Origin of the sequence: Pseudomonas sp. EA_35y_Pfl2_R111 (assembly GCF_963970955.1) — a bacterium.
In the GTDB taxonomy this organism is placed as follows: Bacteria; Pseudomonadota; Gammaproteobacteria; order Pseudomonadales; family Pseudomonadaceae; genus Aquipseudomonas.
Genome location: NZ_CAXAOM010000001.1, coordinates 1,662,341 through 1,687,044 on the forward strand (window position 1 = coordinate 1,662,341; position 24,704 = coordinate 1,687,044).

18 protein-coding genes and 1 pseudogene are annotated in these 24,704 nt (G+C 61.5%); 10 read left to right on the top strand and 9 right to left on the bottom strand.

Annotation, left to right across the window (positions count from 1 at the left end; all coding sequences use genetic code 11):
* Positions 1-17: 17 nt before the first annotated feature.
* Entirely contained in the window at positions 18-1,952 is a 1,935-nt protein-coding gene (locus AACY25_RS07885) for a RecQ family ATP-dependent DNA helicase (protein ID WP_339523590.1), read from the bottom strand.
* 137 nt (positions 1,953-2,089) lie between these two features.
* On the opposite strand from AACY25_RS07885, the gene AACY25_RS07890 reads away from it, so the two are divergent.
* On the top strand, positions 2,090-2,515 hold the full coding sequence (locus tag AACY25_RS07890; RefSeq protein WP_339523592.1) for a hypothetical protein: 426 nt from the start codon (positions 2,090-2,092) through the stop codon (positions 2,513-2,515).
* Between the two features lie 62 nt (positions 2,516-2,577).
* Here the strand turns inward: AACY25_RS07890 and AACY25_RS07895 are convergent, their stop codons facing one another.
* Positions 2,578-4,119, bottom strand: coding sequence for a phosphoenolpyruvate carboxykinase (locus AACY25_RS07895; RefSeq protein ID WP_339523593.1), 1,542 nt, complete (start codon positions 4,117-4,119; stop codon positions 2,578-2,580).
* A 321-nt stretch (positions 4,120-4,440) separates the two neighbouring features.
* A complete protein-coding gene (gene hslO, locus AACY25_RS07900; protein ID WP_339523594.1) occupies positions 4,441-5,328 on the bottom strand; it encodes an Hsp33 family molecular chaperone HslO in 888 nt (295 codons plus the stop codon).
* A 216-nt stretch (positions 5,329-5,544) separates the two neighbouring features.
* Between hslO and AACY25_RS07905 the strand changes: the two genes are divergently transcribed.
* Positions 5,545-6,339, top strand: coding sequence for a phosphatase PAP2 family protein (locus AACY25_RS07905; protein ID WP_339523596.1), 795 nt, complete (start codon positions 5,545-5,547; stop codon positions 6,337-6,339).
* Here the strand turns inward: AACY25_RS07905 and AACY25_RS07910 are convergent.
* Positions 6,336-6,767 carry an RNA-binding S4 domain-containing protein gene (locus AACY25_RS07910; protein ID WP_339523598.1) on the bottom strand — a complete coding sequence of 144 codons (432 nt, stop codon included), beginning with the start codon at positions 6,765-6,767 and terminating at the stop codon, positions 6,336-6,338. The two genes, AACY25_RS07905 and AACY25_RS07910, sit on opposite strands and share 4 nt — an antisense overlap.
* A 99-nt stretch (positions 6,768-6,866) precedes the next feature.
* Here AACY25_RS07910 and rimB point away from each other — a divergent pair, with 99 nt between their 5' ends.
* Both rimB and rimK read left to right on the top strand, forming a co-directional pair.
* A complete protein-coding gene (gene rimB, locus AACY25_RS07915) occupies positions 6,867-7,334 on the top strand; it encodes a retropepsin-like aspartic endopeptidase RimB (RefSeq protein WP_339523599.1) in 468 nt (155 codons plus the stop codon).
* A complete protein-coding gene (rimK, locus tag AACY25_RS07920; RefSeq protein WP_339409051.1) occupies positions 7,331-8,236 on the top strand; it encodes a 30S ribosomal protein S6--L-glutamate ligase in 906 nt (301 codons plus the stop codon). Before rimB ends, rimK begins: the two co-directional genes overlap by 4 nt.
* 155 nt (positions 8,237-8,391) lie before the next feature.
* On the opposite strand, the gene AACY25_RS07925 is transcribed toward rimK, so the two are convergent.
* From AACY25_RS07925 to ompR, 3 genes are all read right to left on the bottom strand, one after another.
* Positions 8,392-12,162, bottom strand: a complete 3,771-nt coding sequence (locus AACY25_RS07925) for a bifunctional diguanylate cyclase/phosphodiesterase (RefSeq protein ID WP_339523600.1) — start codon at positions 12,160-12,162, stop codon at positions 8,392-8,394.
* 64 nt (positions 12,163-12,226) lie between these two features.
* Positions 12,227-13,540, bottom strand: a complete 1,314-nt coding sequence (locus AACY25_RS07930; protein WP_339523601.1) for an ATP-binding protein — start codon at positions 13,538-13,540, stop codon at positions 12,227-12,229.
* A 112-nt stretch (positions 13,541-13,652) separates the two neighbouring features.
* Entirely contained in the window at positions 13,653-14,387 is a 735-nt protein-coding gene (ompR, locus tag AACY25_RS07935; protein ID WP_339523602.1) for an osmolarity response regulator transcription factor OmpR, read from the bottom strand.
* A gap of 225 nt (positions 14,388-14,612) precedes the next feature.
* Between ompR and AACY25_RS07940 the strand changes: the two genes are divergently transcribed.
* The 6 genes from AACY25_RS07940 (at position 14,613) to mgtE (ending at position 23,246) form a co-directional block, all read left to right on the top strand.
* Positions 14,613-16,940 carry a Tex family protein gene (locus tag AACY25_RS07940; protein ID WP_339523603.1) on the top strand — a complete coding sequence of 776 codons (2,328 nt, stop codon included), beginning with the start codon at positions 14,613-14,615 and terminating at the stop codon, positions 16,938-16,940.
* A gap of 224 nt (positions 16,941-17,164) precedes the next feature.
* A complete protein-coding gene (gene gshA, locus AACY25_RS07945; protein WP_339523605.1) occupies positions 17,165-18,745 on the top strand; it encodes a glutamate--cysteine ligase in 1,581 nt (526 codons plus the stop codon).
* Positions 18,746-18,903: 158 nt separating this feature from the next.
* The gene (rmf, locus tag AACY25_RS07950; protein ID WP_445262130.1) at positions 18,904-19,113 is read left to right on the top strand and encodes a ribosome modulation factor; all 210 of its coding nucleotides are present in this window, start codon (positions 18,904-18,906) and stop codon (positions 19,111-19,113) included.
* A 282-nt stretch (positions 19,114-19,395) separates the two neighbouring features.
* A complete protein-coding gene (gene aguB / locus AACY25_RS07955) occupies positions 19,396-20,277 on the top strand; it encodes an N-carbamoylputrescine amidase (protein WP_339523609.1) in 882 nt (293 codons plus the stop codon).
* 108 nt (positions 20,278-20,385) lie between these two features.
* Positions 20,386-21,492, top strand: a complete 1,107-nt coding sequence (gene aguA / locus AACY25_RS07960) for an agmatine deiminase (protein WP_339523611.1) — start codon at positions 20,386-20,388, stop codon at positions 21,490-21,492.
* Positions 21,493-21,614: 122 nt separating this feature from the next.
* A complete protein-coding gene (mgtE, locus tag AACY25_RS07965) occupies positions 21,615-23,246 on the top strand; it encodes a magnesium transporter (protein WP_339523613.1) in 1,632 nt (543 codons plus the stop codon).
* A 57-nt stretch (positions 23,247-23,303) separates the two neighbouring features.
* Here the strand turns inward: mgtE and AACY25_RS20945 are convergent, their stop codons facing one another.
* Both AACY25_RS20945 and AACY25_RS20950 read right to left on the bottom strand, forming a co-directional pair.
* Positions 23,304-23,744: a methyl-accepting chemotaxis protein gene (locus AACY25_RS20945; RefSeq protein ID WP_445262131.1), complete on the bottom strand. Its 441-nt coding sequence runs from the start codon at positions 23,742-23,744 to the stop codon at positions 23,304-23,306.
* A gap of 99 nt (positions 23,745-23,843) precedes the next feature.
* Positions 23,844-24,620: pseudogene (locus tag AACY25_RS20950) on the bottom strand (PAS domain-containing protein); the annotation flags it as partial.
* Positions 24,621-24,704: the final 84 nt, after the last annotated feature.

Here is a 24,704-nt window from a genome sequence, read left to right on the forward strand (position 1 = left end):
AGCTGCAGCACTCCTTCCTAAGCCTTGAGCCAGTCACGCACCTCGGCGTAGGGATAATCTTCCAGCGCGGCAAAACCGCCGAGCTGGCGCGCCTTGAGTTTGCTAAACAGCGGCACGCTGATACCGCAGAGAAAGCGCGTCAGGCATTCGGCGCTTGGCTCGCTGCCTTTGAGCTCCTGATGCTTGCGCACAAACCCGTCGCATAGCCCGCGTACATCCTGCTCCGCCAGCGGCGGCAAAGCAGGTGGTGCGGGCAGCCGAGCCACCTGCCCACGGCACACCGAACAATGCCCACACTGCTGCGGTGCATTGGCATCACCGAAATAGGCGGCCAAACGCTGGCTGAGGCACTGCTCGCTGGCAAACAGTGCGAGCATGGCGTGAACCCGACGGATTTCGCTGGCTTCCTGCTGGCTGAAATAGCCATGCAGTTCGCCGCTCAGGGCCGCCGGGTCGAAGCCTGGGTCGAGCAGCGCATAGACCTCGGTCATCTGCTTGCTTTCCAGCTCGATCCAGCCCTTCTCCTGGAAGTAGTCCAAGGCCTTGATCACCCGGCCGCGCTCGGCCTGGTGCTGCCCATAGAGTTGGTCGAAATCCACCGTGCACCAGGTGCGGGCGCGCTGTGAGGTGCTGATCAATGCTTCGACAAACTGCCGCCGCTCACCCTCGAACTTCGCCAACAGCGCCTCGGGTTCCAAGAGGAATTTGAAGCGATATTCGGCGAAATAGGCATAACGCGGGGCGATGATGCCGCGTAGCTCCAGTTGCACCAGCAGGGTTTTCAGCGGCAGCTGGCGGATATTGCTCTGCTCGGAAAGCTGGTTAAGCATCAGCTCCCATTCGACGCTGCCATTGTTTCCAGGCGCAGTGCTGCCCAGCAACTCATCCAGTACACAACGAATGCCGTCCAACTCCGGCGTATCGCCATAGACGAAGTTCTCCAGCACATTGAGGCTGTCGCGGTTGGCCAGCACCAGGCAGTCCGAGGGCTGACCATCGCGGCCGGCGCGGCCGATTTCCTGGCTGTAATTCTCGATGGATTTCGGCAAGTCGAAGTGCAGCACATTGCGAATGTCCGACTTATCGATACCCATGCCAAAGGCGATGGTGGCGACGATGCAGTTGATCTGCCCAGCCATAAACTGGCGCTGGATCGCCTCGCGCGCCTCATGCGGCATGCCGGCGTGGTAGGCGCTAGCAGCAATGCTGCGCTGGCTCAGGCGCGCGGCCACCTGCTCGGCGGTTTTCTGCTGGGTCACGTAAACGATGCTTGGCTGCCCGGCCTTGGCTCCCAGCCACTGCTCCAGACGGCGCTGCTTGTCGGCACCACTGACCGGCTCGACCAGCAGGTTGAGGTTGGCGCGGTAGAAGCCGGTGGTGACCACGTCATCGGCGGCGATGGCGAATTTTTGCTGCATATCGGTAATCACCGGCGGCGTGGCCGTGGCGGTCAACAGCAGCACCTGCGGGATGCCGAACTGGCGCTGATAGTCCGGCAGCTTGAGATAGTCCGGGCGGAAGTTATGCCCCCACTCGGAGATGCAGTGAGCCTCGTCGATCACCAGCAGGGAGATCGGTACCTGGGCGATAAAGTTGCGAAAGCGCTCATTTTTCAGGCGTTCGACCGAGATCATCAGAATCTTCAACTCGCCGGATTTCGCCCGCGTCATCACCGCACTGGCATCCTCGCGGCTTTGCGCCGAATCGATACTGGCAGCGCTGATGCCACGGCCATGCAGAAACGCCAGCTGGTCCTGCATCAGTGCCAACAAGGGCGAGACCACCAGGGTCAGGTGCGGCAGGTGCAGCGCCGGCAGCTGGTAGCACAGCGACTTGCCTGAGCCCGTGGGGAATATCGCCGCCGCTGAGCGTCCGGCCAGCACAGCCGTGACCACACGCTCCTGACCGGGACGCAGCTGCTGAAAGCCAAACACACGCTCAAGGGTACTCATAGCTGTCACTCCATCGACCGCACCTGCGGCAAACAATGATTAATTCCTACGGTCCACTCCGCTATTGCCAATCCAACTAACAGCCCCTCCAGCGCTGGAGTACAGTCTATTCACTGCAGGCAACAACGGAGGTGAGTATGCAGGTATCTGGTTACAGCGGCAGCTTGCCCCTCTCGACCCAGATCATTAAAAAAGCCGGACAGGCTGCACAATCACCCACGTCTCCGGTCAATCCAGAGCAGGTGAACAAAACAGTTGACCGCGCCAGTGATCGAGTCGCCGAGCAGCAAGAAAGTCGAGAACTGAGTCAGTCTAACCGGCGTAGCGCCGCCACTCAGTTGTACAGCGCCACCAGCCAGCAGCGGCAAATCGATACATATCTGGCAGTAGCCAGCGAAGGTGAGATCGACAGCCCGCCGAGCAAGGTGGAAACAGCACTGGAACTGCGTGACGACGTACGTCGCTACGAAGTGGCACAGAATATTGCGAGTGACACCAACCGCCCCGAGCGGCCCGAAGCACCCCCGGTGAAACCGGAGCCCTACATCAGCACCCGTGCCTGATTGCTCCTACAGCAGTGCACAAAAAAGCCGCCCTAGGGCGGCTTCTTATTGAGCGCTCGCGCTTACAACTGCGGGCCGGCGTTTTTGATGGCGTCGCTCACATCGAACTTCTGGAAGTTTTCGATAAACAGCTTGGCCAGGCCTTTGGCGGCTTCGTCGTAGGCGTTCTGGTCAGCCCAGGTGTTGCGTGGGTTGAGCAGATTGGTTTCAACGCCCGGTACCGACTTCGGCACGCTCAGGTTGATGATCGGCAGCAGCTCAGTTTCGGTGCCGATCAGTGCGCCGCTCTGGATCGCTGCGATCACGCCACGGGTGGTTGGGATGTTGAAGCGCTTGCCAACGCCGTAGCCACCGCCGGTCCAGCCGGTATTGACCAGGTAGACCTTGGAGCCGAAGCCGCGGATACGCTTGATCAGCAGCTCAGCGTATTCGCCAGCCGGACGCGGGAAGAACGGCGCGCCGAAGCAGGTGGAGAAGGTCGACTTGATGCCGCCGCCGCTGCCCATTTCGGTAGAGCCGACCAGCGCGGTGTAACCGGAGAGGAAATGGTAAGCCGCTTGCTCTTCGTTGAGGATCGACACCGGCGGCAGTACGCCAGTCAGGTCGCAGGTGAGGAAGATCACTGCGTTCGGCTCGCCGCCGAGGTTCTTCTCACTGCGCTTCTCAACCAGTTCCAGCGGGTAAGCCGCACGGCTGTTCTGGGTCAGGCTGTCGTCGGCGTAATTCGGTACACGGTTCTCATCGAGCACCACGTTTTCCAGCACGGCGCCGAACTGGATGGCTTTCCAGATCACCGGCTCGTTCTTCTCGGACAGGTCGATGCACTTGGCGTAGCAACCGCCTTCGATGTTGAACACCACGCCCACGCCCCAACCGTGCTCGTCGTCGCCGATCAGGTAGCGGCTTTCGTCAGCCGAGAGGGTGGTCTTGCCGGTACCGGACAGACCGAAGAACAGGGTCACGTCGCCTTCTTCACCGATGTTGGCGGCGCAGTGCATTGGCAGCACGTCGGCGTCGGGCAGCAGAAAGTTCTGCACGCTGAACATGGCTTTCTTCATTTCACCGGCATAACGCATGCCGGCGATCAGGACTTTCTTGGCAGCGAAGTTGAGGATCACGCAGCCATCGGAATTGGTGCCATCACGCTCAGGTACACACTCGAAGTTGGCGACGTTGAGCACTTGCCACTCGTCCTTGCCAGCCGGGTTGTACTGCTCCGGATTGATAAACAGGCAACGGCCGAAAAGGTTCTGCCAGGCGGTGGCAGTGGTCATCTTGACCGGCAGGTAGTGCGCGTCGGCAGAACCTACATGAACGTAGGAAACGAAGCTGTCCTGCGCGTCGGAGAACGCCTGAACGCGGTCCCACAGGGCATCGAACTTGTCAGCCGGGAACGGACGGTTGATCGCGCCCCAGGCGATTTTCGCCTCGGTGCTCGGCTCTTGCACGATGAACCGATCAGCCGGCGAACGACCCGTGCGATGGCCTGTGCGTACGACCAGCGAGCCGTTGGCGGCCAGCTCGCCTTCACCGCGACGAAGGGCTTCTTCGACCAGTTGGGCAGCGCTGATGTCGGTGTACACGGCGTTGTTGGCTTGCGTCATGTGGGTCCCCGTCGGCCACGCGGCCGAGTCTTCCGAACGTTTTGTAGTAGAAAATCAAGCACTACTACAGCGAAAAAAGTGCGCCGGATTATGCCAGAAAAGCCGGCTGCGGGTGCAGCCTCTGATCAGATCATTCCGGCACGGTTTACGTGCGATTTGCCTCATAACCTGCTTACGATCTAGCGAGCTAGAGCCTTGAAAGGCAAAAAACGAGCATAACTCGCTTCACTCGCCCTTCGGGTCGCGCTAAAGCGCGTTAGCCGCAAGCGGCTTGCCGAGCCTGTTTTTAACGCAGCAGGGCCGACGCGCAGCAGATCGTAATCAGTGGCGCGTATCCGATGGAGCGTCGATGCTCCCATCGATAAACAGTTGCAACACATCGGCGGCATCGAAGAGATAGCGCTCGTTGCAGAACTGGCAATCGATTTCCACGCTGCCGCCATGTTCCTGAACCAGCGCTTCGGCATCGGCCTGGCCGAGACTGATCAGCGCGCGACTGGAGCGCTCTCGCGAGCAGCTGCAGCGGAACTGTAGGTCGCGAGGGTCAAACAGACGCAGCGCTTCCTCGTGATACAAGCGGTGCAGCAGGGTTTGGTTATCCAGGCCCAGCAATTCCTCAGCCTTCAGAGTATCGGCGAGAGCCATGGCGTGCTGCCAGCTGGCTTCACGCTCATCGGCTTCCTTCAAGCGGTCGGCCGGCAGCTGCTGCAACAGCAGGCCGCGAGCACGCTGGCCATCGGCGCTGAGCCAGAAGCGGGTCGGCAACTGCTCGGAAGTGGCGAAGTAATTGGTCAGGCAATCGGCCAGGGTGTCCCCTTCCAGATCGACAATGCCCTGATAACGCTGCCCGGATTTCGGGTCGACGGTCATGGCCAGCACGCCGTCGGGCATCAGTTCACGCAGGTTGGCATCGGCAGTGATCTGTTCAGCGTGGTAACGGGCGATACCGCGCAGCTCGCCTTCGCTGGAACATTCGACCATCAGCAGTGGCACGGCACCGGAGGAACGCGCCTGCAGGATCAGCAGGCCGTCGAACTTCAGTGTGCCGATCAGCAGCGAGGCGGCGGCCAGCAGCTCACCCAGTAGCTGGGCGACCGGTTGCGGGTAGGTGTGTTTGGCCAGCACATGACTGTAGCTGTCGGTCAAACCGACCAGTTCGCCACGAATATCGCTGTCGTCGAACAAGAAGCGTTGGGAAAAATCAGACATGCCAACTTCACTGAATGTGACTCGGCCCGCGATTTTAGGCGCAAACGCCCATCCGACCAAGCGCCTCTTATCTATCAGCGCTGCGGGCGGAAGCTATCGATACCCACCCGGGTCACAGTTGTCGACAAAAGGTAGAGCGAATCTTTGCAATCAGAAGACAGAATACCTAGCATGCGCGCCGCCTCAATCCCTTACAGATGACAAGGATGCCACTGCATGCCCCCTTCTTTTATTAACCAGCAGTGGCGTGTCCGCCCGCTGATTGCCTGCCATATCGCCGCTCTGCTGCTGCTCGCCAGCTGGCTATGGGCGCCTAGCCGCGCGCTGTGGGACCAATTCGACCTGCAACTGTTTGCCCTGCTCAACGAGCCCGTGCACAGCGCGGGCCTATGGGCGAAAACCTGGGCGATCGGCAGCATGCGCCCGGTGGACCTCGGTGTTGGCGTGCTGATGCTGGCGGTGATGCTCAAGGCTGACCTGGTATTCAGCGGTGTCCAGGTGCGTAAAGCGCTGTATGCCTTTCTCGCGGCGCTGATCGTGATGCTGCTGTTTCGCGTCGGCTTCGCTGAACTGGTCAAACTCATGGATTGGCAGCGACCGAGTGCTTCCTTGGTAGTGGAAGGCGCAGCGCGCTTGACTGAACTGTTCCCGACCTGGGAAGAGCGCTGGGATATGAAAGACAGCGCCACTCGCAGCTTCCCCGGCGATCACGCTTCCGTACTGCTGATCTGGGCGTTGTTTCTGAGCTTCTTCGCGCGCAACTGGCGCCTGCTGCTGGTCTGGAGCATGGCCGTTATCTTTATGCTGCCGCGCCTGGTCGCGGGCGCTCACTGGGCCTCGGACGCTCTGGTAGGCGGCGTATTCCTCGCCCTACTGGGCTTGGCCTGGGCCTGTTTCACCCCGTTTGCCTACAAAACCAGCGAATGGCTGGAGAAGATCACCCTTCCGCTGATGCGTCTGCTCGCCAGGCTGCCACTGTTGGGTCGCCTGAGCGTCATCAGCGGCCGCTAGACCTCTTCGTCAGCCCAGGGATGGCGCAAGCCGCCGTCCTGTCGCTCATTGAAGTCGTGAATCTGCCGACGCTGCTTCTTGCTCGGTCGCCCATCGGTCTGCATGCCCAGCCCGCCGGCCTTGCGTTGCGCTGCCGCCTGCTCGCGGCGCGCGATGCTTTCTTCCGTTTCGGCATATAGCGCCTGCGCCTCGGGCGCGCCACGGCGCACTACGGAAAGCGCCTGCACCACCACACTGCGCTCCTCAAAGCCGGTGCGAATCACGTAAATATCGCCCACTTTCGGTTCCTTGCCCGGTTTGCAGCGCTCGCCGCGGTGGTGCACCTTGCCGCCCTCGATTGCGGCCTTGGCCAGGGCGCGGGTTTTATAGAAGCGCGCAGCCCACAGCCATTTATCCAGGCGTACCTTGTCGTCGTTTTTATCGCTCATCTGATCCCCTCTGATGCCCACTGTGCAGGCGGACATTTTGCCTGATGCAGTTGTCATAAGGGCCAACTAGAATGCCCCGCAAATACCATGGATCGCCCTTTGAAGACTTTTGACCAACTTGGCGTAATCGGCCTGCGTGAATGGATCAACCTGCCGGAACTGGGCATGGTCGGCCTGCGCGCCAAGATTGATACCGGGGCCAGCACTTCCAGCCTGCACGCCAGCGATATCCAGCCGTTCGACCGCGATGGCGAGCCCTGGGTCCGTTTTACTGCGCACTTGGGCACCCTGGTGCAGCGCCGGCATCGCTGCGAGGCGCAGCTGGTATCGGTAAAAACCATAAAAAGCTCCAACGGCCACACGCAGTCGCGTTATGTGATCCGCACCAACCTGACCCTGGGCGAACGCGAATGGCCGGTGGAGTTCACCCTGACCTGCCGCAAGACCATGCGCTACCGCGTATTGCTTGGCTCCAAAGCGCTGATTGCCGGACAGTTGCTGGTCAACCCGGCGCTGACCTACGTACAGAACAAACCTACCCTCGCTGACTCCCCTGGTGCCCAATGAAGATCGCCGTGCTGTCGCGCAACCCGCGCCTGTATTCCACCCGCCGCCTGGTTGAAGCCGGGGAGCTGCGGGGCCACGAGATGGTGGTGATCGACACCCTGCGCGCTTATATGAATATTGCCAGCCACAAGCCGCAGATCCACTACCGCGGCAAGCCGCTGGAGGGCTTTGATGCGGTGATCCCGCGAATCGGCGCGTCGGTGACCTTCTACGGCTGCGCGGTGCTGCGCCAGTTCGAGATGATGGGCGTGTTCCCACTTAACGAGTCGGTGGCCATCGCCCGCTCGCGGGACAAACTGCGCTCGCTGCAACTGCTCTCCCGCCGTGGCATCGGCCTGCCGGTGACCGGCTTTGCCCACTCACCGGATGACATCGCCGACCTGATCGACATGGTCAACGGCGCGCCGCTGGTGATCAAAGTGCTGGAAGGCACTCAGGGTATTGGCGTGGTGCTGTGTGAAACGGCAACCGCTGCCGAATCGGTGATCGAGGCCTTTATGGGCCTCAAGCAGGACATCATGGTGCAGGAGTACATCAAGGAAGCCGGCGGCGCGGATATTCGCTGCTTTGTGGTCGGCGATAAGGTGATCGCTGCAATGAAGCGCCAGGCCAAGCCCGGCGAGTTCCGCTCCAACCTGCACCGTGGCGGCAGCGCCAGCCTGATCAAAATTACCCCGGAGGAGCGCATGACTGCGATCCGCGCGGCCAAGGTCATGGGGCTAAGCGTGGCCGGTGTGGATATCTTGCGCTCCAACCACGGTCCTCTGGTGATGGAGGTCAACTCATCCCCCGGCCTGGAAGGCATCGAGACCACCACCGGCAAGGACGTCGCCAGCCTGGTGATTCAGCATCTGGAGAAAAACAGCGGCCCGAATCTGACTCGCACCAAGGGCAAAGGCTGAGCATAGGCGAAGCCCGGTCAAGGATGGCAAACGCCGCAGGCTGTAGGGTGGATGACGCTCTTTTTATCCACCATGAGGCAGCCGCTGGTGGTCGGGTGAAGCGTCATCCACCCTACGCCTGAGGGACGCAGGGATGCCAAACCGTAGACTCAAGCCTATAGCTGATGCTGCTCCATCCAGGCCTGAAAGTCCGCTTCCTTCAGCGGTCGGCTGAAGTGATAGCCCTGCCCCAGCGAGCAGCCATGCTGACGTAAACAGTCGAGTTGCCACTGGCTTTCGATGCCTTCCGCCACGCACTCCAGGCCCAGGTTGCGGGCGATGACCAGGATGGTTTGCACCAGCATCAAGCCACTGCCGTCTTCACCGTCCATATCCCAGGTAAAACTGCGGTCGATCTTCAACCGGTCCAGCGGCAGGCGTTTGAGGTACGTCAGCGAGGAGTAGCCGGTACCGAAATCATCAATGGCGAAACGCACACCCAGCGCCTTGAGCGCCTGCATATTGCTGATGCATTGCTCGACCTCCTCCAACAGCACGCCTTCGGTGATTTCCAGCTCAAGCGCCGTGGCTGGCACCTGATGGCGTTTCAGGCATTCGCTGATACGCGCCACACAACTGCGCTGGCGCAGCTCACGCGGGCTGAGGTTGACCGCCAACACCAGCTGCGGCCACTGCGGTAACCAACGCGCCAGCGCCGCGCAGGCCTGCTCCAGCACCCAGGCACCGAGGTCCTCAATCAAGCCGGTTTCTTCGGCCAGCGGAATAAAGTCGCCGGGCATCACTTCACCGCGCTCGGGATGAATCCAGCGCAGCAGTACTTCCGCACCGGCTATGCGCTCGGTGGCCAACGCCAGTTGCGGCTGAAACACCAGATACAGCTGCTTGCGCTGCACCGCCTGACGCAGTTCGCTCTGCATCTGCAAACGCTGATCGATGGCCGCCTGCATCTCAGGGGCAAAGAAGTGCAACGCGTTACGCCCGCCCTGCTTGGCCCGATACATGGCTGTGTCTGCTTGCTTCAATACATCGGCAGCAACCTGGCTGCCGAAGGGGTGCAAAGCGATACCAATACTGGCGCTGATCGACAGCTCATGACCATCAATCCAGCAGGCGCCAACCAGGCTTTTCAGCAGCTTTTCCGCCGTAACCGCCGCCGCCTCTGCCGCCAGTTGCGGGTTGCTGTCGAGCCCTTCGAGCAGCACCACAAACTCATCGCCGCCCATCCGCGCCAGAGTGTCTTCGGCGCGCAAGCCGCTGGCCAGCCGCGTGGTGACCTCGCGCAGCAGGCCATCACCGACCAGATGGCCGAGACTGTCATTAACCGTCTTAAAGTGATCGAGGTCGATAAACAGCAGGGCACCCAGGGTGTTTTCGCGCTGCTCGCGGTCCATCGCATGTTGCAGACGGTCGAGCAGCAGGCGCCGGTTGGGCAGGCCGGTGAGTTCGTCACTGAAAGCCAACCGCTCGATCTCGCGCTGATAGCGCTGACGCTCGGAAATATCGGTGATGCTGCAACGAATCAACACCGGCTCGCCGGGCATGCGCACCAGACGTGCCTCACAGGGAATCTGCCGGCCCTTGCTATCGCGGTGCAACCAGTCAAATACCGGCGCCTCACCGGCCATCGCGCGCTGCAGATAGACCTGGCCGAGCTCGGCAGTCAGCTGGCCGTCCGCTTGCTTGCTTGGGCTCAGGTCAAATACGCGCTTGTTGGCGATTTCCTCGCGGCTGTAACGCAGCAGGCGCAAGGCGTTGTCGTTGCACTCGACCAGCGTGCCGTGCAGGTCGAACAACATGATCGCCTCGGGCGCATTCTCGACAATGGTGCGGTAGCGCGCCTCGGCCTGCAGGCGCTCGCTGATGTCCTCAACCAGCAGCAGAAACATGCGTACCCGTCCGGTGCTGTGGCGCACCGCGCGCAAGCTGACACGGGTATGCACCAGGCTGTCGTCGGCGCGGCGAAAGCGTTTTTCCAGCTCGAAACCTTCACGACGGCCGCTGAGCACCTGGTCGAGCAGTGGCAGTTCACTCTGCAGGTCGGCTTCCAGCGACAGCTCTTCCCAGCTGGACGCCAGCAGCTGTTCGCGTGAACGCCCGAGAATGCTGCAGAGCTTGTGATTGACCTCCTCCCAGGCGAAGTTCGGACTGGTCAGGGCCATGCCGATCAGCGGCGCCTCGAAAAATAATCGCAGACGCTCATCACGCTCGCGCAGCTGCTGCTCGGCGTATTTACGCGCACTGACATCCTGCAGCGCGCCATACACCCGCACCAGCTCAGCTCCGTCGCGCTCGGTAATGCCGCGAATGCGCAGCCAGCGCGTCTTGCCCTTGGCGGTAAGCAAGCGCACCTCAATATCGAACTGCTCCAGCCCCTCTAACAGTTGCTGCAGCACCTGTTCAGCCAGTACCCGACCGCTGGCGTCCAAGTAACTCAGAGCGCCATTGAGGTCAGGCGTGCCGTTCTTTGGGTCCAGCTCGTAGATGCGAAAGCAGCCGGCGCTCCAATCCATATCCTGCTCAGGCATGTTCAGCACCCAGCCGCCGAGGTTGGCAATATGCTCGGTCTGGCTGAACAGATAACTCTGTTTGAGCAGCTCGTCGCTTTGCGAACGTACCTGGGTGGCCAGTTGCTCGCGCGCGGTGACATCGCTCTGCAGGGCAACAAAATGGCTGATGCCCTGGTCGTCACGCATTGGCGCGAGGGTGAATTCATTCCAGAACGGCTGACCGTCCTTGCGATAGTTGCGTAGCACCACGTCGCAGCCCATGCCCTCGCGCACCGCTTGCTGCAAGCGGCTCAAGCCCTGTTGCTGCTGATCATCACGCAGCAGGAAATTCCAGTTGTTGCCCAGGGTCTCCTCGCGGCTGTAGCCGGTAATCTGCTCGAACGCCGGGTTGCAGTAGATCAGCGGCAACGTCGGCTGACGCGCATCAGCAATAATCACCCCCAGCGGACTGGCCTCCAAGGCCAGGTTGGCCAATGCCAGCTGCTGCTGCATCTGTGCACTGCGCGCCAGTGCCTGGCGCAGGTCACTCAGGCTGCGCCCCACCAGCAGGGTGGCGAGCATAAACAGCAGCACGCTGAAGTGCAGTTCCAGGCGCTGCGGGTCGAGCCAGGCGTCGCTATTCACCAAGCCGCGCAGCAGTGGCAGGATCAGCACCATCAACACGCTGAGCACTGCGCCACAGAGGCCGCCGGCAAAACCCCATACCAACGCGAGACCGAGCATCATCACGCCAATCAGCGGCAGATTGAGGGTCAGTGGCAATACGCCAAGCAGCCACGGCATGCCGATTAACAGCAGCACCAGCAGTGGCCAGGGTGGCAACTGCCGTAACACCTCGGGCACCTGCTCGCTGCCGCTGCGCACGGGCTCAGCCAGCCAGCCGCGACGGCGCAGCCAGGGCGTCAGGTAAACCAACAAGGGAATGGCGATAGCCAAGGCAGTGAGGCTATCGGCCAGCCATAGCGTCACGCTGCCCAGGGGCAGTTGCTCCAGCGTGGCGTAACCGAGCAGCCAGAGATTGCCCTGCACGCCAAGCGCCACCGGGATGATTGGCAATAGCACGCCAAGCAGCATAAAGCGCAGCAAATGATTGAGGTCGGGCAGGGCCGGATCAAACGGCCGCCGCCGCAACAACAACCAGGCCAGCGCTACACCGAGGGTTTCCGGCAGGGCATAGAGCGGAGCCCACTGCCACTCCAGCCCCCATAACGGGATCGACAGCATGGCATTCAGGTACACCGCCAGCAGCACCCGCGGGCCCCACCACAGGGCAAACACCAGGGCCAGGGCAAACGGTGGATACCAGAGCGCCGCCCCGTCGGTGAACTGGGTCGCCAGGGAAAGCCAGGTGGCCAGATGGAGCAATGGCAGCGGCAGCAGCCAGGTCCATGGGGAAAGAGGGTGTGGAACTACCGGCATGCCGACCTCATGTCATCGCGCTGCTACAGCATAGTTCAGCGCAGTGATGACAGTATGCCAGTGGCTATGCCGCGTCGCGTGGCAGAAGCAACCCCAAAGGTAGACAGACCCGCGCTTCCAGGCCGCCACCGGAGCGGTTGCGCAATTCGACGCTGCCGCCGTGCAGCGCGGCGATGCGCTTGACGATGGCCAGCCCCAACCCGGCACCCTGGCCGCCACGGGCGCGATCGCCGCGGATAAAGGGGTTGAAGATGCTGCCCAGCTCGGCCGGGTCGATGCCCGCACCACGGTCCAACACACTCAGCACCACATAAGGCGCGCTGCAGTCGCCGGACAGCGAAACCGCCACTTCCACCGCGTCGCCGCCGTAGCGCAAGGCGTTTTCGATCAGGTTGACCAACAGCCGCTTGATCGACACGCGGCGCAGCGGGAACACCGGCACGGCCTGCAAACACAGGCGCACCTGCTCTTGTTTCTGGTTGTAGGGCGCGACCACTTCGCGAATCAGTTCAAGCAGGTCGAGCTGCTCCAGTGGCTCGTCACGGCCATCGCGGATAAAGGCGAGGAATTGATCGAGGATCGCATCCATGTCTTCGATATCGCGGACCATGTCCTCGGTCAGTTCCGAATCGGTGTGCAGAAACTCCATGGACAGGCGCAGGCGAGTCAGCGGCGTACGCAGATCGTGGGATACCCCGGCGAGCATCAGCTCACGCTCGCGGGCCGCCTGCTCCACGTCCTCAGCCATCTGATTGAAGGCGCGGTAAACCTCGGCCATCTCGCTCGGCGTATCGCCAACCGGCAGGCGCACGCTACGCCCCTTACCGAGTTGCCTCGCGGCGAACACCAGGCGCTTGAGTGGCGCACTGAGCTGACGCACGAATATCCACGCGGCCGCCGTCGACAGCAGACCAATGGCCAGAAACCAACCCAGCACACTCCAGATCCGCTGACCCCTTAGCGGATGCGGATACAGCGGCACCCGTAACCAGTCGTCACCCAGCGCCGGCGCATGCACCCAGAGCGCCGGCGGGCTCTTGGCGCGCACCCGCACTTCAGTGTCCGGGCCCAGCTCGGTTTGCATCTGCCGGGCAAAAATCTCGCTATACGGCCAGTGCTGCTCGGTGGCCGGCACCTGCTCGTGCGGCACACGCTTGAGCCCGGCGGCTTCGGCGATGGTGGCGCGGTCTTCCGGCTCCGCCGCCCAATAGGCACGCAGGGTCAGCGCCGCCCCGTGGCTGTACTGACGGTCGACCAGCACGTCCTCGTTCATCATCAGATAAACCAGGGTCAGCGCCTTGGAGAACAGCACCACGATCAGCACCAGCCACAGGGTGCGGGCGAAGAAACTTTGCGGGAACCAGAGCGGGGTTTTCATAGGCACTTAATAGGGATATGTAGGAGCGGGCCATGCCCGCGATTGGACTGCGGATCGCGGGCATGGGACAAGGTGTCTCCCACCGCTCCTACAATGGATCATTACGCCGGGGTCACTTATTGCCGTCCGGCACAAACACATAACCCACGCCCCAGACCGTCTGGATATAGCGCGGCTTGGACGGGTCCGGCTCGATCAGCCGGCGCAGACGGGAAATCTGCACGTCGATGGAGCGCTCCAGGGCATCCCACTCGCGGCCACGGGCCAGGTTCATCAGCTTGTCGCGGGTCAACGGCTCGCGGGCGTGCTGCACCAGCGCCTTAAGCACGGCGAACTCGCCGGTGGTGAGCATATGCACCTCGTCACCCTTCTTCAGTTCGCGGGTGGCCAGGGACAGTTCGTATTCGCCGAAACTCACACTTTCGTCTTCGCTGCCCGGCGCGCCCGGTACTACCGGGGCCTGACGGCGCAGCACGGCCTTGATCCGCGCCAGCAGCTCGCGCGGGTTAAACGGTTTGGCCAGGTAATCGTCGGCGCCCAGTTCCAGGCCTTGGATACGGCTGGCCTCGTCGCCCTTGGCGGTGAGCATGATGATCGGCACCTGGTTGTTCGCTTCACGCAGGCGGCGGCAGGCGGACAGGCCGTCCTCGCCTGGCAGCATCAGGTCGAGCACCACCAGATTGAACAGCTCGCGGGCCAGTAGACGGTCCATCTGCTCGACGTTTTCCACCGCGCGCACACGGTAGCCCTGCTCGTCGAAGAAACGCTCGAGCAGGCGACGCAGACGTGCATCGTCGTCGACGATAAGGATTTTTTCACCTTCAGCGGGAAGTACAGTGCTGCTCATTCAGGGCTCCTTGACCAGGCCTCCGCCGGGCGCGGGCGCGCTGGCAGTATGCAATGGCCAGCATTATGGCTCAGGAGCCGCAGCCGACGTGCAGCCCATTGTTAGCAGATTTTTCCCCGACTGGTTCCCGGTGCGTTGCCGGGCAGTGTTTATAATGCGCGGCTTTCGTGTCTGGCCCGTGGTCTGCGTGGCTGGTTTTTCGTTTCAGTGTGGGTAGCTTTTTCTATGCTCAGCATCAACAACCGCATCGCCGAAGAACTGGGCGTACGCCCGCAACAGGTCGCCGCCGCCGTGGCGCTGCTCGATGAAGGCTCCACCGTGCCGTTTATCGCGCGCTACCGCAAAGAGGTCACAGGCAGCCTGGACGACACCCAGCTGCGCAACCTGGAAGAGCGCCTGCGCTACCTGCGCGAACTCGACGAGCGCCGCGCCAGCATCCTCGCCAGCATCGAGGAACAGGGCAAGCTGACCCCGGAGCTGACCCGCGAAATCAACCTGGCCGAAACCAAGACCCGCCTGGAAGACTTGTACCTGCCGTTCAAGCAGAAGCGCCGCACCAAGGGCCAGATCGCCCTGGAAGCCGGTCTCGGCGAACTGGCCGACGCACTGTTCAACGACCCAACCCTGACTCCCGAAAACGAAGCCGAGCGTTTTATCGACGCCGAAAAAGGCTTTGCCGACATCAAGGCCGTGCTCGAAGGCGCCAAATACATCCTCATGGAACGCTTCGCCGAGGACGCCAACCTGCTGGCCAGCCTGCGCAGCTACCTGAAAGACAACGCCATCCTCAGCGCCCGCGTAGTCGCTGGCAAAGAGAACGAAGGGGCCAAGTTCCGCGACTACTTCGAACACGACGAAAAGCTCAAGGGCGCGCCGTCACACCGCGCCCTGGCGATCTTCCGTGGGCGTAACGAAGGCATCCTCAGTGCCAGCCTGAAAGTCGGCGACGAGCTGCCCGGCAGCATGCACCCCTGCGAAGGCATGATCGGTGAGCGCTTCGGCATCAGCGCCCGTGGCCGCGCCGCGGACAAATGGCTGGGCGAAGTGGTGCGCTGGACCTGGAAGGTCAAGCTCTACACTCACCTGGAAACCGACCTGTTCGGCGAACTGCGCGAAGCGGCGGAAGACGAGGCGATCAACGTTTTCGCGCGCAATCTGCACGACCTGCTGCTAGCCGCCCCAGCTGGCCCACGTGCCACCCTGGCACTGGACCCGGGCCTGCGCACCGGCTGCAAGGTCGCAGTGGTCGATGCCACCGGCAAAGTCTTGGAAACCAGCACGGTTTACCCCCACGCACCGCGCAATGACTGGGACGGCACCCTGGCGATCCTCGCCAAACTGTGCGCCAAACACGCCGTTGATCTGATTTCGATTGGTAACGGCACCGCCAGCCGCGAGACCGACAAACTGGCCTTGGAGCTGATCAAGAAACTGCCGGGCCTGAACCTGACCAAAGTCATGGTCAGCGAGGCGGGTGCCTCGGTGTATTCCGCCTCGGAATTGGCCGCCAAAGAATTTCCGGACATGGACGTGACGCTGCGCGGCGCCGTGTCCATCGCCCGCCGCCTGCAGGACCCGCTGGCCGAGTTGGTGAAGATCGACCCTAAATCCATCGGCGTCGGCCAGTACCAACATGATGTGTCGCAGCTCAAACTGGCACGCTCGCTGGACGCGGTGGTCGAGGACTGCGTAAACGCTGTGGGCGTGGACGTGAACACCGCCTCCGTCGCCCTGCTGGCACGTATCTCCGGCCTCAACAGCACGCTTGCGCAAAACATCGTGGCGTTCCGCGATGCCAACGGCGCGTTCAATAGCCGTGCCGAGCTGCTCAAGGTGCCGCGCCTGGGCGACAAGACCTTCGAGCAGGCCGCCGGTTTCCTGCGCGTGATGAACGGCAGCAACCCGCTGGACGCCTCCGCCGTGCACCCGGAGACCTACCCACTGGTGCAGCGCATCGCCGCCGATACCGGTCGCGACATCCGCTCATTGATCGGCGACTCGGGCTTCCTCAAGCGCCTCGACCCGAAACAGTTCACCGACGACACGTTCGGCCTGGTGACCGTCGGTGACATTTTGAGCGAACTGGAGAAACCCGGCCGCGACCCACGGCCCGAGTTCAAGACAGCCGAGTTCCAGGAGGGCGTAGAAACCCTCAACGACCTGCAACTGGGCATGATCCTCGAAGGCGTGGTAACCAACGTCACCAACTTCGGTGCCTTCGTCGACATCGGTGTACACCAGGACGGCCTGGTGCACATCTCGGCACTGTCGGAAAAATTCATCAAAGACCCACACGAAGCGGTCAAGGCCGGCGAAGTGGTCAAGGTCAAGGTGATGGAAGTCGACATCCCGCGTAACCGTATCGCCCTGTCGATGCGCATGGGCGACACCCCCGGCGAGAAGGTCGAAGGGCCACGTGGCGGCGCACGTGGCAACGGCAAAACGGGCAGCAATGCACCACGTACTGAACGTCACTCCAGCCAGGACAAACCCGCGCCGGCCAGTGGCGGCATGGCGGCGTTGTTTGCCAATGCCAAGCAGCTGAAAAAGTAGGATCGCGCCAATCCAGTGGGGTGGGTTGAGGTGCGCAGCACCGATACCCGCCCTACGGCCTGTGCGTCGCCCTGACACACAAGCGCAGCGCTCAGCTATAACCCTCCTCGCCCGCCTCGGGTTATAAAGCGCTATCGGCCGGTTCAATCCGGTTTTCTCGCCCCCTTGTAGAGCACGTCTGGCGCCCCCATATTGAGGCGACCGATGCGTGAAGGAATGCAATCTTGAGCGACCTGTTCTCCCGCCGCCTGGCCCAGCTTGGCGAACGCGCCAACCTTTCCCTGCTGTCCCAGTGCCTGCACGGTATCGAGCGCGAATGCCTGCGCGTTGATGCGGACGGCCAGCTCGCGCTGACCCCGCACCCGGCTGCATTGGGCTCGGCACTGACCCACACGCAGATCACCACCGATTATTCCGAATCGCTGCTGGAGTTCATCACCCCAGCCGAAGCCGATCCGGCGGCAACCCTGGCCGAGCTGGAGCAGATTCACCGTTTTGCCTATAGCAAACTGGACGGTGAATACCTGTGGAGCCCGTCGATGCCCTGCGTCCTGCCGGACGAAGAGACGATCCCGATCGCCCGTTACGGCAGCTCGCACATCGGCGAACTCAAATACGTCTACCGCAAAGGCTTGGCCCTGCGTTATGGCAAAACCATGCAATGCATCGCCGGCATCCACTACAATTTCTCGCTGCCGGAAGCGCTGTGGCAATTACAGCAGCAGGCCGAAGACAATACCTGCAGTGCAAGGGATTATCAGTCGGCGCGCTATATCGCCCTGATCCGCAACTTCCGCCGCTACAGCTGGCTGCTGATGTACCTGTTCGGCGCCTCGCCGGCGCTGCACAAAGGCTTTATGCGCGGCAACCCGCATCAGCTGCTGGAGCTGGACGCCGAGACACTCTACTTGCCTTACGCCACCAGCCTGCGCATGAGTGACCTGGGCTACCAAAGCAATGCCCAAGCTGGCCTGACTCCGTGCTACAACGACCTAACCAGCTACACCGACAGCCTGCGCCAAGCCGTCGGCACGCCCTACCCGCCTTACGTGGAAATCGGCGCAAAGCAGGACGGCGAATGGTTGCAGCTCAACACCCATATCCTGCAGATCGAAAACGAGTACTACTCCAATATCCGCCCCAAGCGAGTCACCCATAGCGGTGAACGGCCGATCCAAGCCCTGATGGCCCGTGGCGTGCAGTACATTGAAGTGCGCTGCCTGGACATCAACCCCTACTTGCCGTTGGGTATCGACCTCACCGAGTCACGCTTCCTCGATGCCTTCCTGCTGTTCTGCACGCTGCAGGACAGCCCGCTGCTGGAAAGTGCCGAGTGCCATGCCTGCACCGACAACTTCCTCGCCGTGGTCAAAGAGGGCCGCCGCCCAGCGCTGAATTTGCAACGTGACGGCCAGCCCGTAGCACTGCAAACCTGGGCCAGCGAATTACTCGAACAGATCATGCCGCTGGCTGAGTTGCTCGACCAGAGCCGGGGCGGTAACGCCCACAGTCTGGCCCTGCAGGCGCAACAAGCGAAGGTCGATGATGTCAACCTGACGCCGTCGGCCCAAGTGTTGGCACAGCTGCAACAAGGCCTGAGCTTCACCGCGTTCGCCCTGCAGCAGAGCAAGCTGCACGCCGAGTACTTCCGCAGCCAACCGCTGAGCGCCGAACAGCAGGCCGCCTTCGAGGCCAGCGCCGCCCAATCGCTGCTGAACCAGGCCGAGCTGGAAGCTCAGGAAGAAGGCGACTTCGACTTTTTTGCCGCCGCCTACCAAGCCAGCATCCTCGCTCCGGCTACCTAGCCAGGCGGCTGGCGAGTACAACCGGCCTACCCCAGGCCGGCATTTCGCCAACTGCATCACATAAACTGCCAGCGGTGGCAAAAGCGGGATCAGCGGCGCAGCCCTGCATGGCCTATGCGGCTAGCATTGCACGGGTATATCCACTGCGAGCTGCCACCATGGCCTGCGCCGACCTCAACACGGAAGATGACCAGCACTGGAGCCTGGAAAGCCTTAACAAGGCTTACCAACAAGGCTACATGGCAGGGCTCACCGGGCAAACCAACGCTCCGCGTGCACTCGCCGCCGATGTGCTGGTTGCCGCCTGGGAAGCCGGCTGGGACGACGGCCACGAGCAATTCGAGCTGCACAAACGCTACAGCGCCTGACCCCTCACCTGCACACACCGCCCACGCCCGTAGCACATCAGCTGCGCAGCGGCGTATCGCCCTGCCTTAGCTCTGCACTCCCCTGCCATGAAGAAAATTCGATTTTTATTCGATATAAAACGATAAATAATCATTTTCAGACTTATATTCTGCTTTTAAAGCCGATTTTTATCGGATATAAATAGACCATTCGCTGCCATGAGTCGCCCGCGAGGCATGGCACAGTCGCAGGCCTCTGCTAGTGTCAGATGACCGCCCCAACTGCTCTTGAGGTGCCAAACCATGCCCCGTATCGTTACCGTCGCCGCCACCCAGATGGCCTGTTCCTGGGACACCGCAGCTAACCTCGCCAACGCTGAACGCTTAGTCCGTCAAGCCGCCGCCAAAGGTGCGCAGATCATCCTGCTGCAAGAGCTGTTTGAGGCCCCGTACTTTTGTCAGAAACCCAATCCGGACTACCTGCAACTGGCCACTCCGGTCGAGAGCAACCCGGCGATCCTGCACTTCCAGAAAATCGCCAAGGAGTTGCAGGTGGTTCTGCCGATCAGCTTCTATGAACTGGCCGGCCGGGCGCGCTTCAATAGCATCGCGATCATCGATGCCGACGGCAGCAACCTCGGGATTTATCGGAAAAGCCACATCCCGGACGGCCCTGGCTACCACGAGAAGTACTACTTCAATCCCGGCGACACCGGCTTCAAGGTGTGGAACACCCGTTACGCCAAGATCGGCGTGGGCATCTGCTGGGATCAGTGGTTCCCCGAGTGCGCGCGCAGCATGGCGCTGCTCGGTGCCGAGATTCTGTTCTACCCGACCGCCATCGGCACCGAGCCGCATGACCCGAGCATCAGCTCGCGCGACCATTGGCAGCGCGTGCAGCAGGGTCACGCCGGGGCCAACCTGATGCCGCTGATCGCCAGTAACCGCATCGGCCGTGAAGACCAGGGCGACTACCACATCAATTTCTATGGCTCGTCGTTTATCGCCGATCAGTTCGGCGCCAAGGTGCAGGAAGCCAACGAAACCAACGAGGCCGTGCTGATGCACAGCTTCGACCTGGATCAGCTGGAGCATATCCGCAGCGCCTGGGGTAGCTTCCGTGACCGCCGCCCGAACCTCTACGGCCCGCTAAAAACCCTCGACGGCCATCTGGCCTGCGAGTAAAAACGCCTCGTAGGTTGGGTTGAGACGCGCAGCGTCGATACCCATCATTACCCTCGATGGGTATCGACGCTCGCCCCATCCGCCCCTGCTCAATGTTTTGGTGAATTTATGACAACCCTGACGACTACCCCACGCGCCGACGGCTTCCGCATGCCCGCCGAGTGGGAAAGCCACAGCCAAACCTGGATGGTCTGGCCCGAGCGCCCGGACAACTGGCGCCTGGGCGGCAAGCCCGCGCAAGCCGCGTTCACCACCGTGGCCAGGGCGATTGCCGAATTCGAACCGGTAACCGTGTGCGTGTCCGCCGGCCAGTATGAAAACGCCAGCGAGCGCCTCGCCCACGCCAGTATTCGCGTGGTAGAAATCACCACCAACGACGCCTGGGTACGCGACACCGGGCCGACTTTTGTCACCAACAACAGCGGCGAAGTGCGCGGTGTGGACTGGGCATTCAACGCCTGGGGCGGTCTGAATGGCGGGTTGTACGCCAACTGGGGGCGTGACGATCAGGTAGCGCGCAAGATCCTGCAGATCGAAGGGCAGCAACGCTACCGTACCGATGAGCTGATCCTTGAAGGCGGCTCGATCCACGTCGACGGCGAAGGCACCCTGATCACCACCGAAGAATGCTTGCTCAACCCCAACCGCAATCCGCATCTGAGCCGCGAGCAGATTGAGCAGTACCTGGCCGATCACCTGGCCATCGACAGCGTAATCTGGCTGCCGGACGGCCTGTTCAATGACGAGACCGACGGCCACGTCGATAACTTCTGCTGCTACGTGCGCCCCGGCGAAGTGCTGCTGGCCTGGACCGACGACGCCAGCGACCCCAACTACCCGCGCTGCCAGGCTGCCATGCGCGTGCTGGAAAGTGTTCGGGATGCCAAAGGTCGTAAGCTAGTCGTACACAAAATGCCAATTCCAGGCCCGCTGTATGCGACAGATAAAGAATGCGCCGGGGTCGATCTGGCGGCCGGCACCCAAGAGCGTGATCCGTCGATCCGCCTGGCCGGCTCCTACGTCAACTTCCTGATCGTCAACGGCGGCATCATCGCGCCCAAGTTCGACGACCCCAAGGACGCCGAAGCAGAAGCGATTCTGCAGCGCCTGTTCCCGCAGCACCGCGTGGTCATGGTGCCGGGCCGCGAAATACTGCTGGGCGGCGGCAATATCCACTGCATCACCCAACAGCAACCCGCGCCGCAACACAGCTAAGCGCAAACGCTCAGCTAGCGCTGGGCGTTTAACAACCTATTGGCAAGCGGCGAGTGTGCCTCTGTGCAAGCAAATTCCCGCGTTAGAGTGCGAGTGTTATTCTCGCACCCATGAAATCACCCTTGCCCTCCTCCAGCGACAACGCCTCCCAACACAGCCTCTCCGACTCCAATGCCATCATTCAGGCACTGGACAGCGGCAAGAATAAACGCGCGCGTAAACTGCTGGCGCGCATGCACCCCGGCAAAATTGCAGCGTTGCTGGAGCGGCTGGACACCGAGCAACGCCTGAGGTTGTGGCAGCAGATTGGCCCTGAGGTGGAAGAACGTACCCTGCATCACCTGAGCCCTAGCCTCAGGGCGCAGTTGGCCGGTGATTCTGCCGAGGCCAGCATTACCGCTAGTGACGAGCCTGACAACAGCAACACCAGCCAGCTGGAAGCCGTACGCCAGGCGTTGACACAAGGCAAACTCAAGCGACTGGGCAAGCTGCTGCACCGCATGCATCCCGCCAAAGTCGCCGGCTTGCTGGAAGCCATGCCACCCGCGGAGCGCAACCGCGCCTGGAGCATGGTCGAGACCGAGCGCGCAGGCAAAGTGCTCACCTATCTGCATGACGAGATCCGCACCGCGCTGGCGCTGGAACTTGATCCTGAAGACCTGATCGCTGCCACTGCCCAGCTCGAACTGGATGACCGCGTCGACCTGATCCAAGCCTTGCCGGCCAAACTGGGTAACCAACTGCTGCATGCCAGCAGCACAGCCCAGCGCCAGCAGCTTGAGTCGATGCTGTCCTACCCCGAGGATTCGGCTGGCGGCCTGATGAACGCCGACCCGATCCAGGTGCGCGCCGACGTCCAAGCCGGTGCCGTGTTGCGCTACCTGCGCCTACTCGAACGTCTGCCACCACAAACCGACTTGCTGATGGTGGTCGACCGTAAAGGCCATTACCAGGGCGCCCTGCGCCTGAGCGAATTGGTCACAGCTGAACTGGATCAACGCGTCAGTGAACTGATGCACCACGACATCGCCGGGATCGTTGTCACCACCAACAGCAATGAAGTCGCCCAACTGTTTCAGGACCACGACCTACTTTCTGCGCCCGTGGTCGATGAGCACAATCGCCTGCTCGGGCGGATTACCGTGGACGACGTGATTGACCTTATTCGCGAAAACTCCGACCGCGCCCTGATGCACATGGCCGGCCTGGATGACGAGGCCGACATCTTCGCCCCCGTACTGGTTAGCGCACGCCGTCGTGCACTGTGGCTAGGCATCAACCTGATCACCGCCTTCGGCGCCGCCTGGGTCATCGGCCTATTTCAGGCGACCCTGGAGCAGCTGGTCGCTCTTGCCGTGTTGATGCCGATTGTCGCCAGTATGGGTGGCATTGCCGGTAGCCAGACCCTGACCCTGGTCATCCGCGGCTTGGCCTTGGGCCAGGTGCAAAAAGGCAATATCCGCATTCTGCTCAACCGCGAGCTGGGGATCTCCATCCTCAACGGCATACTCTGGTCAGTGGTGATCGCCCTGCTCGCTGTTGCCTGGTTCGGCAACTGGGGGATTGGCGCGGTGCTCGGCGCAGCGATCCTACTCAACCTGCTCTGCGCCACCCTGTCCGGCTGGGGCATTCCGCTGTTGTTGCACCGCATGGGCATTGACCCGGCGTTGGCCGGCAGTGTGATTCTGACGACGGTCACTGACGTGATCGGCTTCTTCGCCTTTCTCGGCCTGGCCACCTTATTGTTGCTCTAGCCCGGCGACTTCATCCATGCACACTGAAAACACCCGGCACAAGCCGGGTGTTTTTTCTCAATCCTGCATGGCCTCGGTGAACTGGCCGATGGCATCGACCACGCGCTGGGCCTCATCGCGAATTTCCAGCATCACCTCACCCGCCCTGTTGGCCAGCAGCACACCCTGCTCCGCCTTCTGCTTACTGCCGTCCATGCCACTGACCGCTTTTAGCGCGAGATCATGATTGAGCAGCACTACATCATTAATTTCCACCGTGGCCTGACTGGTGCGGGCCGCAAGGTTGCGCACCTCATCGGCGACTACCGCAAAACCTCGGCCCTGTTCGCCAGCACGAGCAGCTTCAATGGCCGCATTAAGGGCCAACAGATTGGTTTGCTCGGCAATCCCACGGATCACCTGGACGATGCTGCTGATACGGTCAGACTGAGTACTCAGCGCCCCAATATTTTCAGCCACCTGGCCCAGTTCAGCGGCAATACCGCGCACTACCTGCACGGTATCCTCGACCGTTTCCGCGCCCTTGATCGCACTCTCGTCGGTTTCCCGAGCAATATCAAAGGCCAGCTGGGCCGCAGCGGACTCGGCTTCGCGGTGTTCAACCTGACTGGAGATATCACTGGCAAACTTGACCACCCCATACAGGCGCCCAGCTGCGTCATAGAGCGGATTGTATGAAGCCCGTAACCACACAACGCGCCCATCTTTGGCAATCCGTTTGAAACGGTCGGCAATAAACTCGCCCTGGTTCAGGCGCTGCCAGAAACGCCGATAGTCATCACTCGACGACTCATCGTGGGTACAGAACTGGCGGTGATGCTTGCCGCGGATCTCATCCAGACGATAGCCCATGGTGCTGAGAAAGTTCTCATTAGCATCTTGCACCTCCCCCACCAGATTGAATTCGATTACTGCCGTTGAACGGTTGATCGCTTTTAGGTAGCTGTCGTGCTGATGCTCGGTATGCATGCGCGCGGAGATGTCAGTGGCCAGCTTGATCACCTTGGCAACTCGCCCCTGAGCATCACGCACCGGCAAATAGCTGGCCTCCAGCCATATCTCACGACCGCCATTGGCAACCCGCATATAACGGTCACTGAAGCTTTCACCATCAGCCAGTCGCCGCCAGAACTGCGCATAGGCAGGGCTTTCCACCTGCTCTTGGGTGCAAAACATGCGGTGGTGCTGGCCACGCAGCTCCTCCAGCCGATAACCCATAGCCGCGAGAAATGGCGCATTGGCATCCAGAATCTCGCCTTGGGCGGTGAATTCGATCATGGCGAAGGTCTGCCGGATGGCACCTATAACCTGCTGACTGGCTGCTAATTGCAACTGACACTGCTGCAACTCACTGCGAAGGCGTGATCCGAACATAGAGCAACCTCAGGAGGAACAAGCGTTTGGCAGAACAAGGCCGGGCTAATCACGCCCCGCATCCAATCAGGGTATCGACAGCCC

What these genes read in the sequence shown, in the direction of transcription:
- AACY25_RS07890 (WP_339523592.1), top strand. Translation starts at nt 2,090, where the DNA reads ATGCAGGTATCTGGTTACAGCGGCAGCTTGCCCCTCTCGACCCAGATC.
- rmf (WP_445262130.1), top strand. Translation starts at nt 18,904, where the DNA reads ATGGCCTGCGCCGACCTCAACACGGAAGATGACCAGCACTGGAGCCTG.
- AACY25_RS07940 (WP_339523603.1), top strand. Translation starts at nt 14,613, where the DNA reads ATGCTCAGCATCAACAACCGCATCGCCGAAGAACTGGGCGTACGCCCG.
- AACY25_RS07895 (WP_339523593.1), bottom strand. Translation starts at nt 4,119, where the DNA reads ATGACGCAAGCCAACAACGCCGTGTACACCGACATCAGCGCTGCCCAA.
- AACY25_RS07905 (WP_339523596.1), top strand. Translation starts at nt 5,545, where the DNA reads ATGCCCCCTTCTTTTATTAACCAGCAGTGGCGTGTCCGCCCGCTGATT.
- hslO (WP_339523594.1), bottom strand. Translation starts at nt 5,328, where the DNA reads ATGTCTGATTTTTCCCAACGCTTCTTGTTCGACGACAGCGATATTCGT.
- AACY25_RS07930 (WP_339523601.1), bottom strand. Translation starts at nt 13,540, where the DNA reads ATGAAAACCCCGCTCTGGTTCCCGCAAAGTTTCTTCGCCCGCACCCTG.
- aguB (WP_339523609.1), top strand. Translation starts at nt 19,396, where the DNA reads ATGCCCCGTATCGTTACCGTCGCCGCCACCCAGATGGCCTGTTCCTGG.
- AACY25_RS07910 (WP_339523598.1), bottom strand. Translation starts at nt 6,767, where the DNA reads ATGAGCGATAAAAACGACGACAAGGTACGCCTGGATAAATGGCTGTGG.
- ompR (WP_339523602.1), bottom strand. Translation starts at nt 14,387, where the DNA reads ATGAGCAGCACTGTACTTCCCGCTGAAGGTGAAAAAATCCTTATCGTC.
- AACY25_RS07885 (WP_339523590.1), bottom strand. Translation starts at nt 1,952, where the DNA reads ATGAGTACCCTTGAGCGTGTGTTTGGCTTTCAGCAGCTGCGTCCCGGT.
- rimK (WP_339409051.1), top strand. Translation starts at nt 7,331, where the DNA reads ATGAAGATCGCCGTGCTGTCGCGCAACCCGCGCCTGTATTCCACCCGC.
- AACY25_RS07925 (WP_339523600.1), bottom strand. Translation starts at nt 12,162, where the DNA reads ATGCCGGTAGTTCCACACCCTCTTTCCCCATGGACCTGGCTGCTGCCG.
- aguA (WP_339523611.1), top strand. Translation starts at nt 20,386, where the DNA reads ATGACAACCCTGACGACTACCCCACGCGCCGACGGCTTCCGCATGCCC.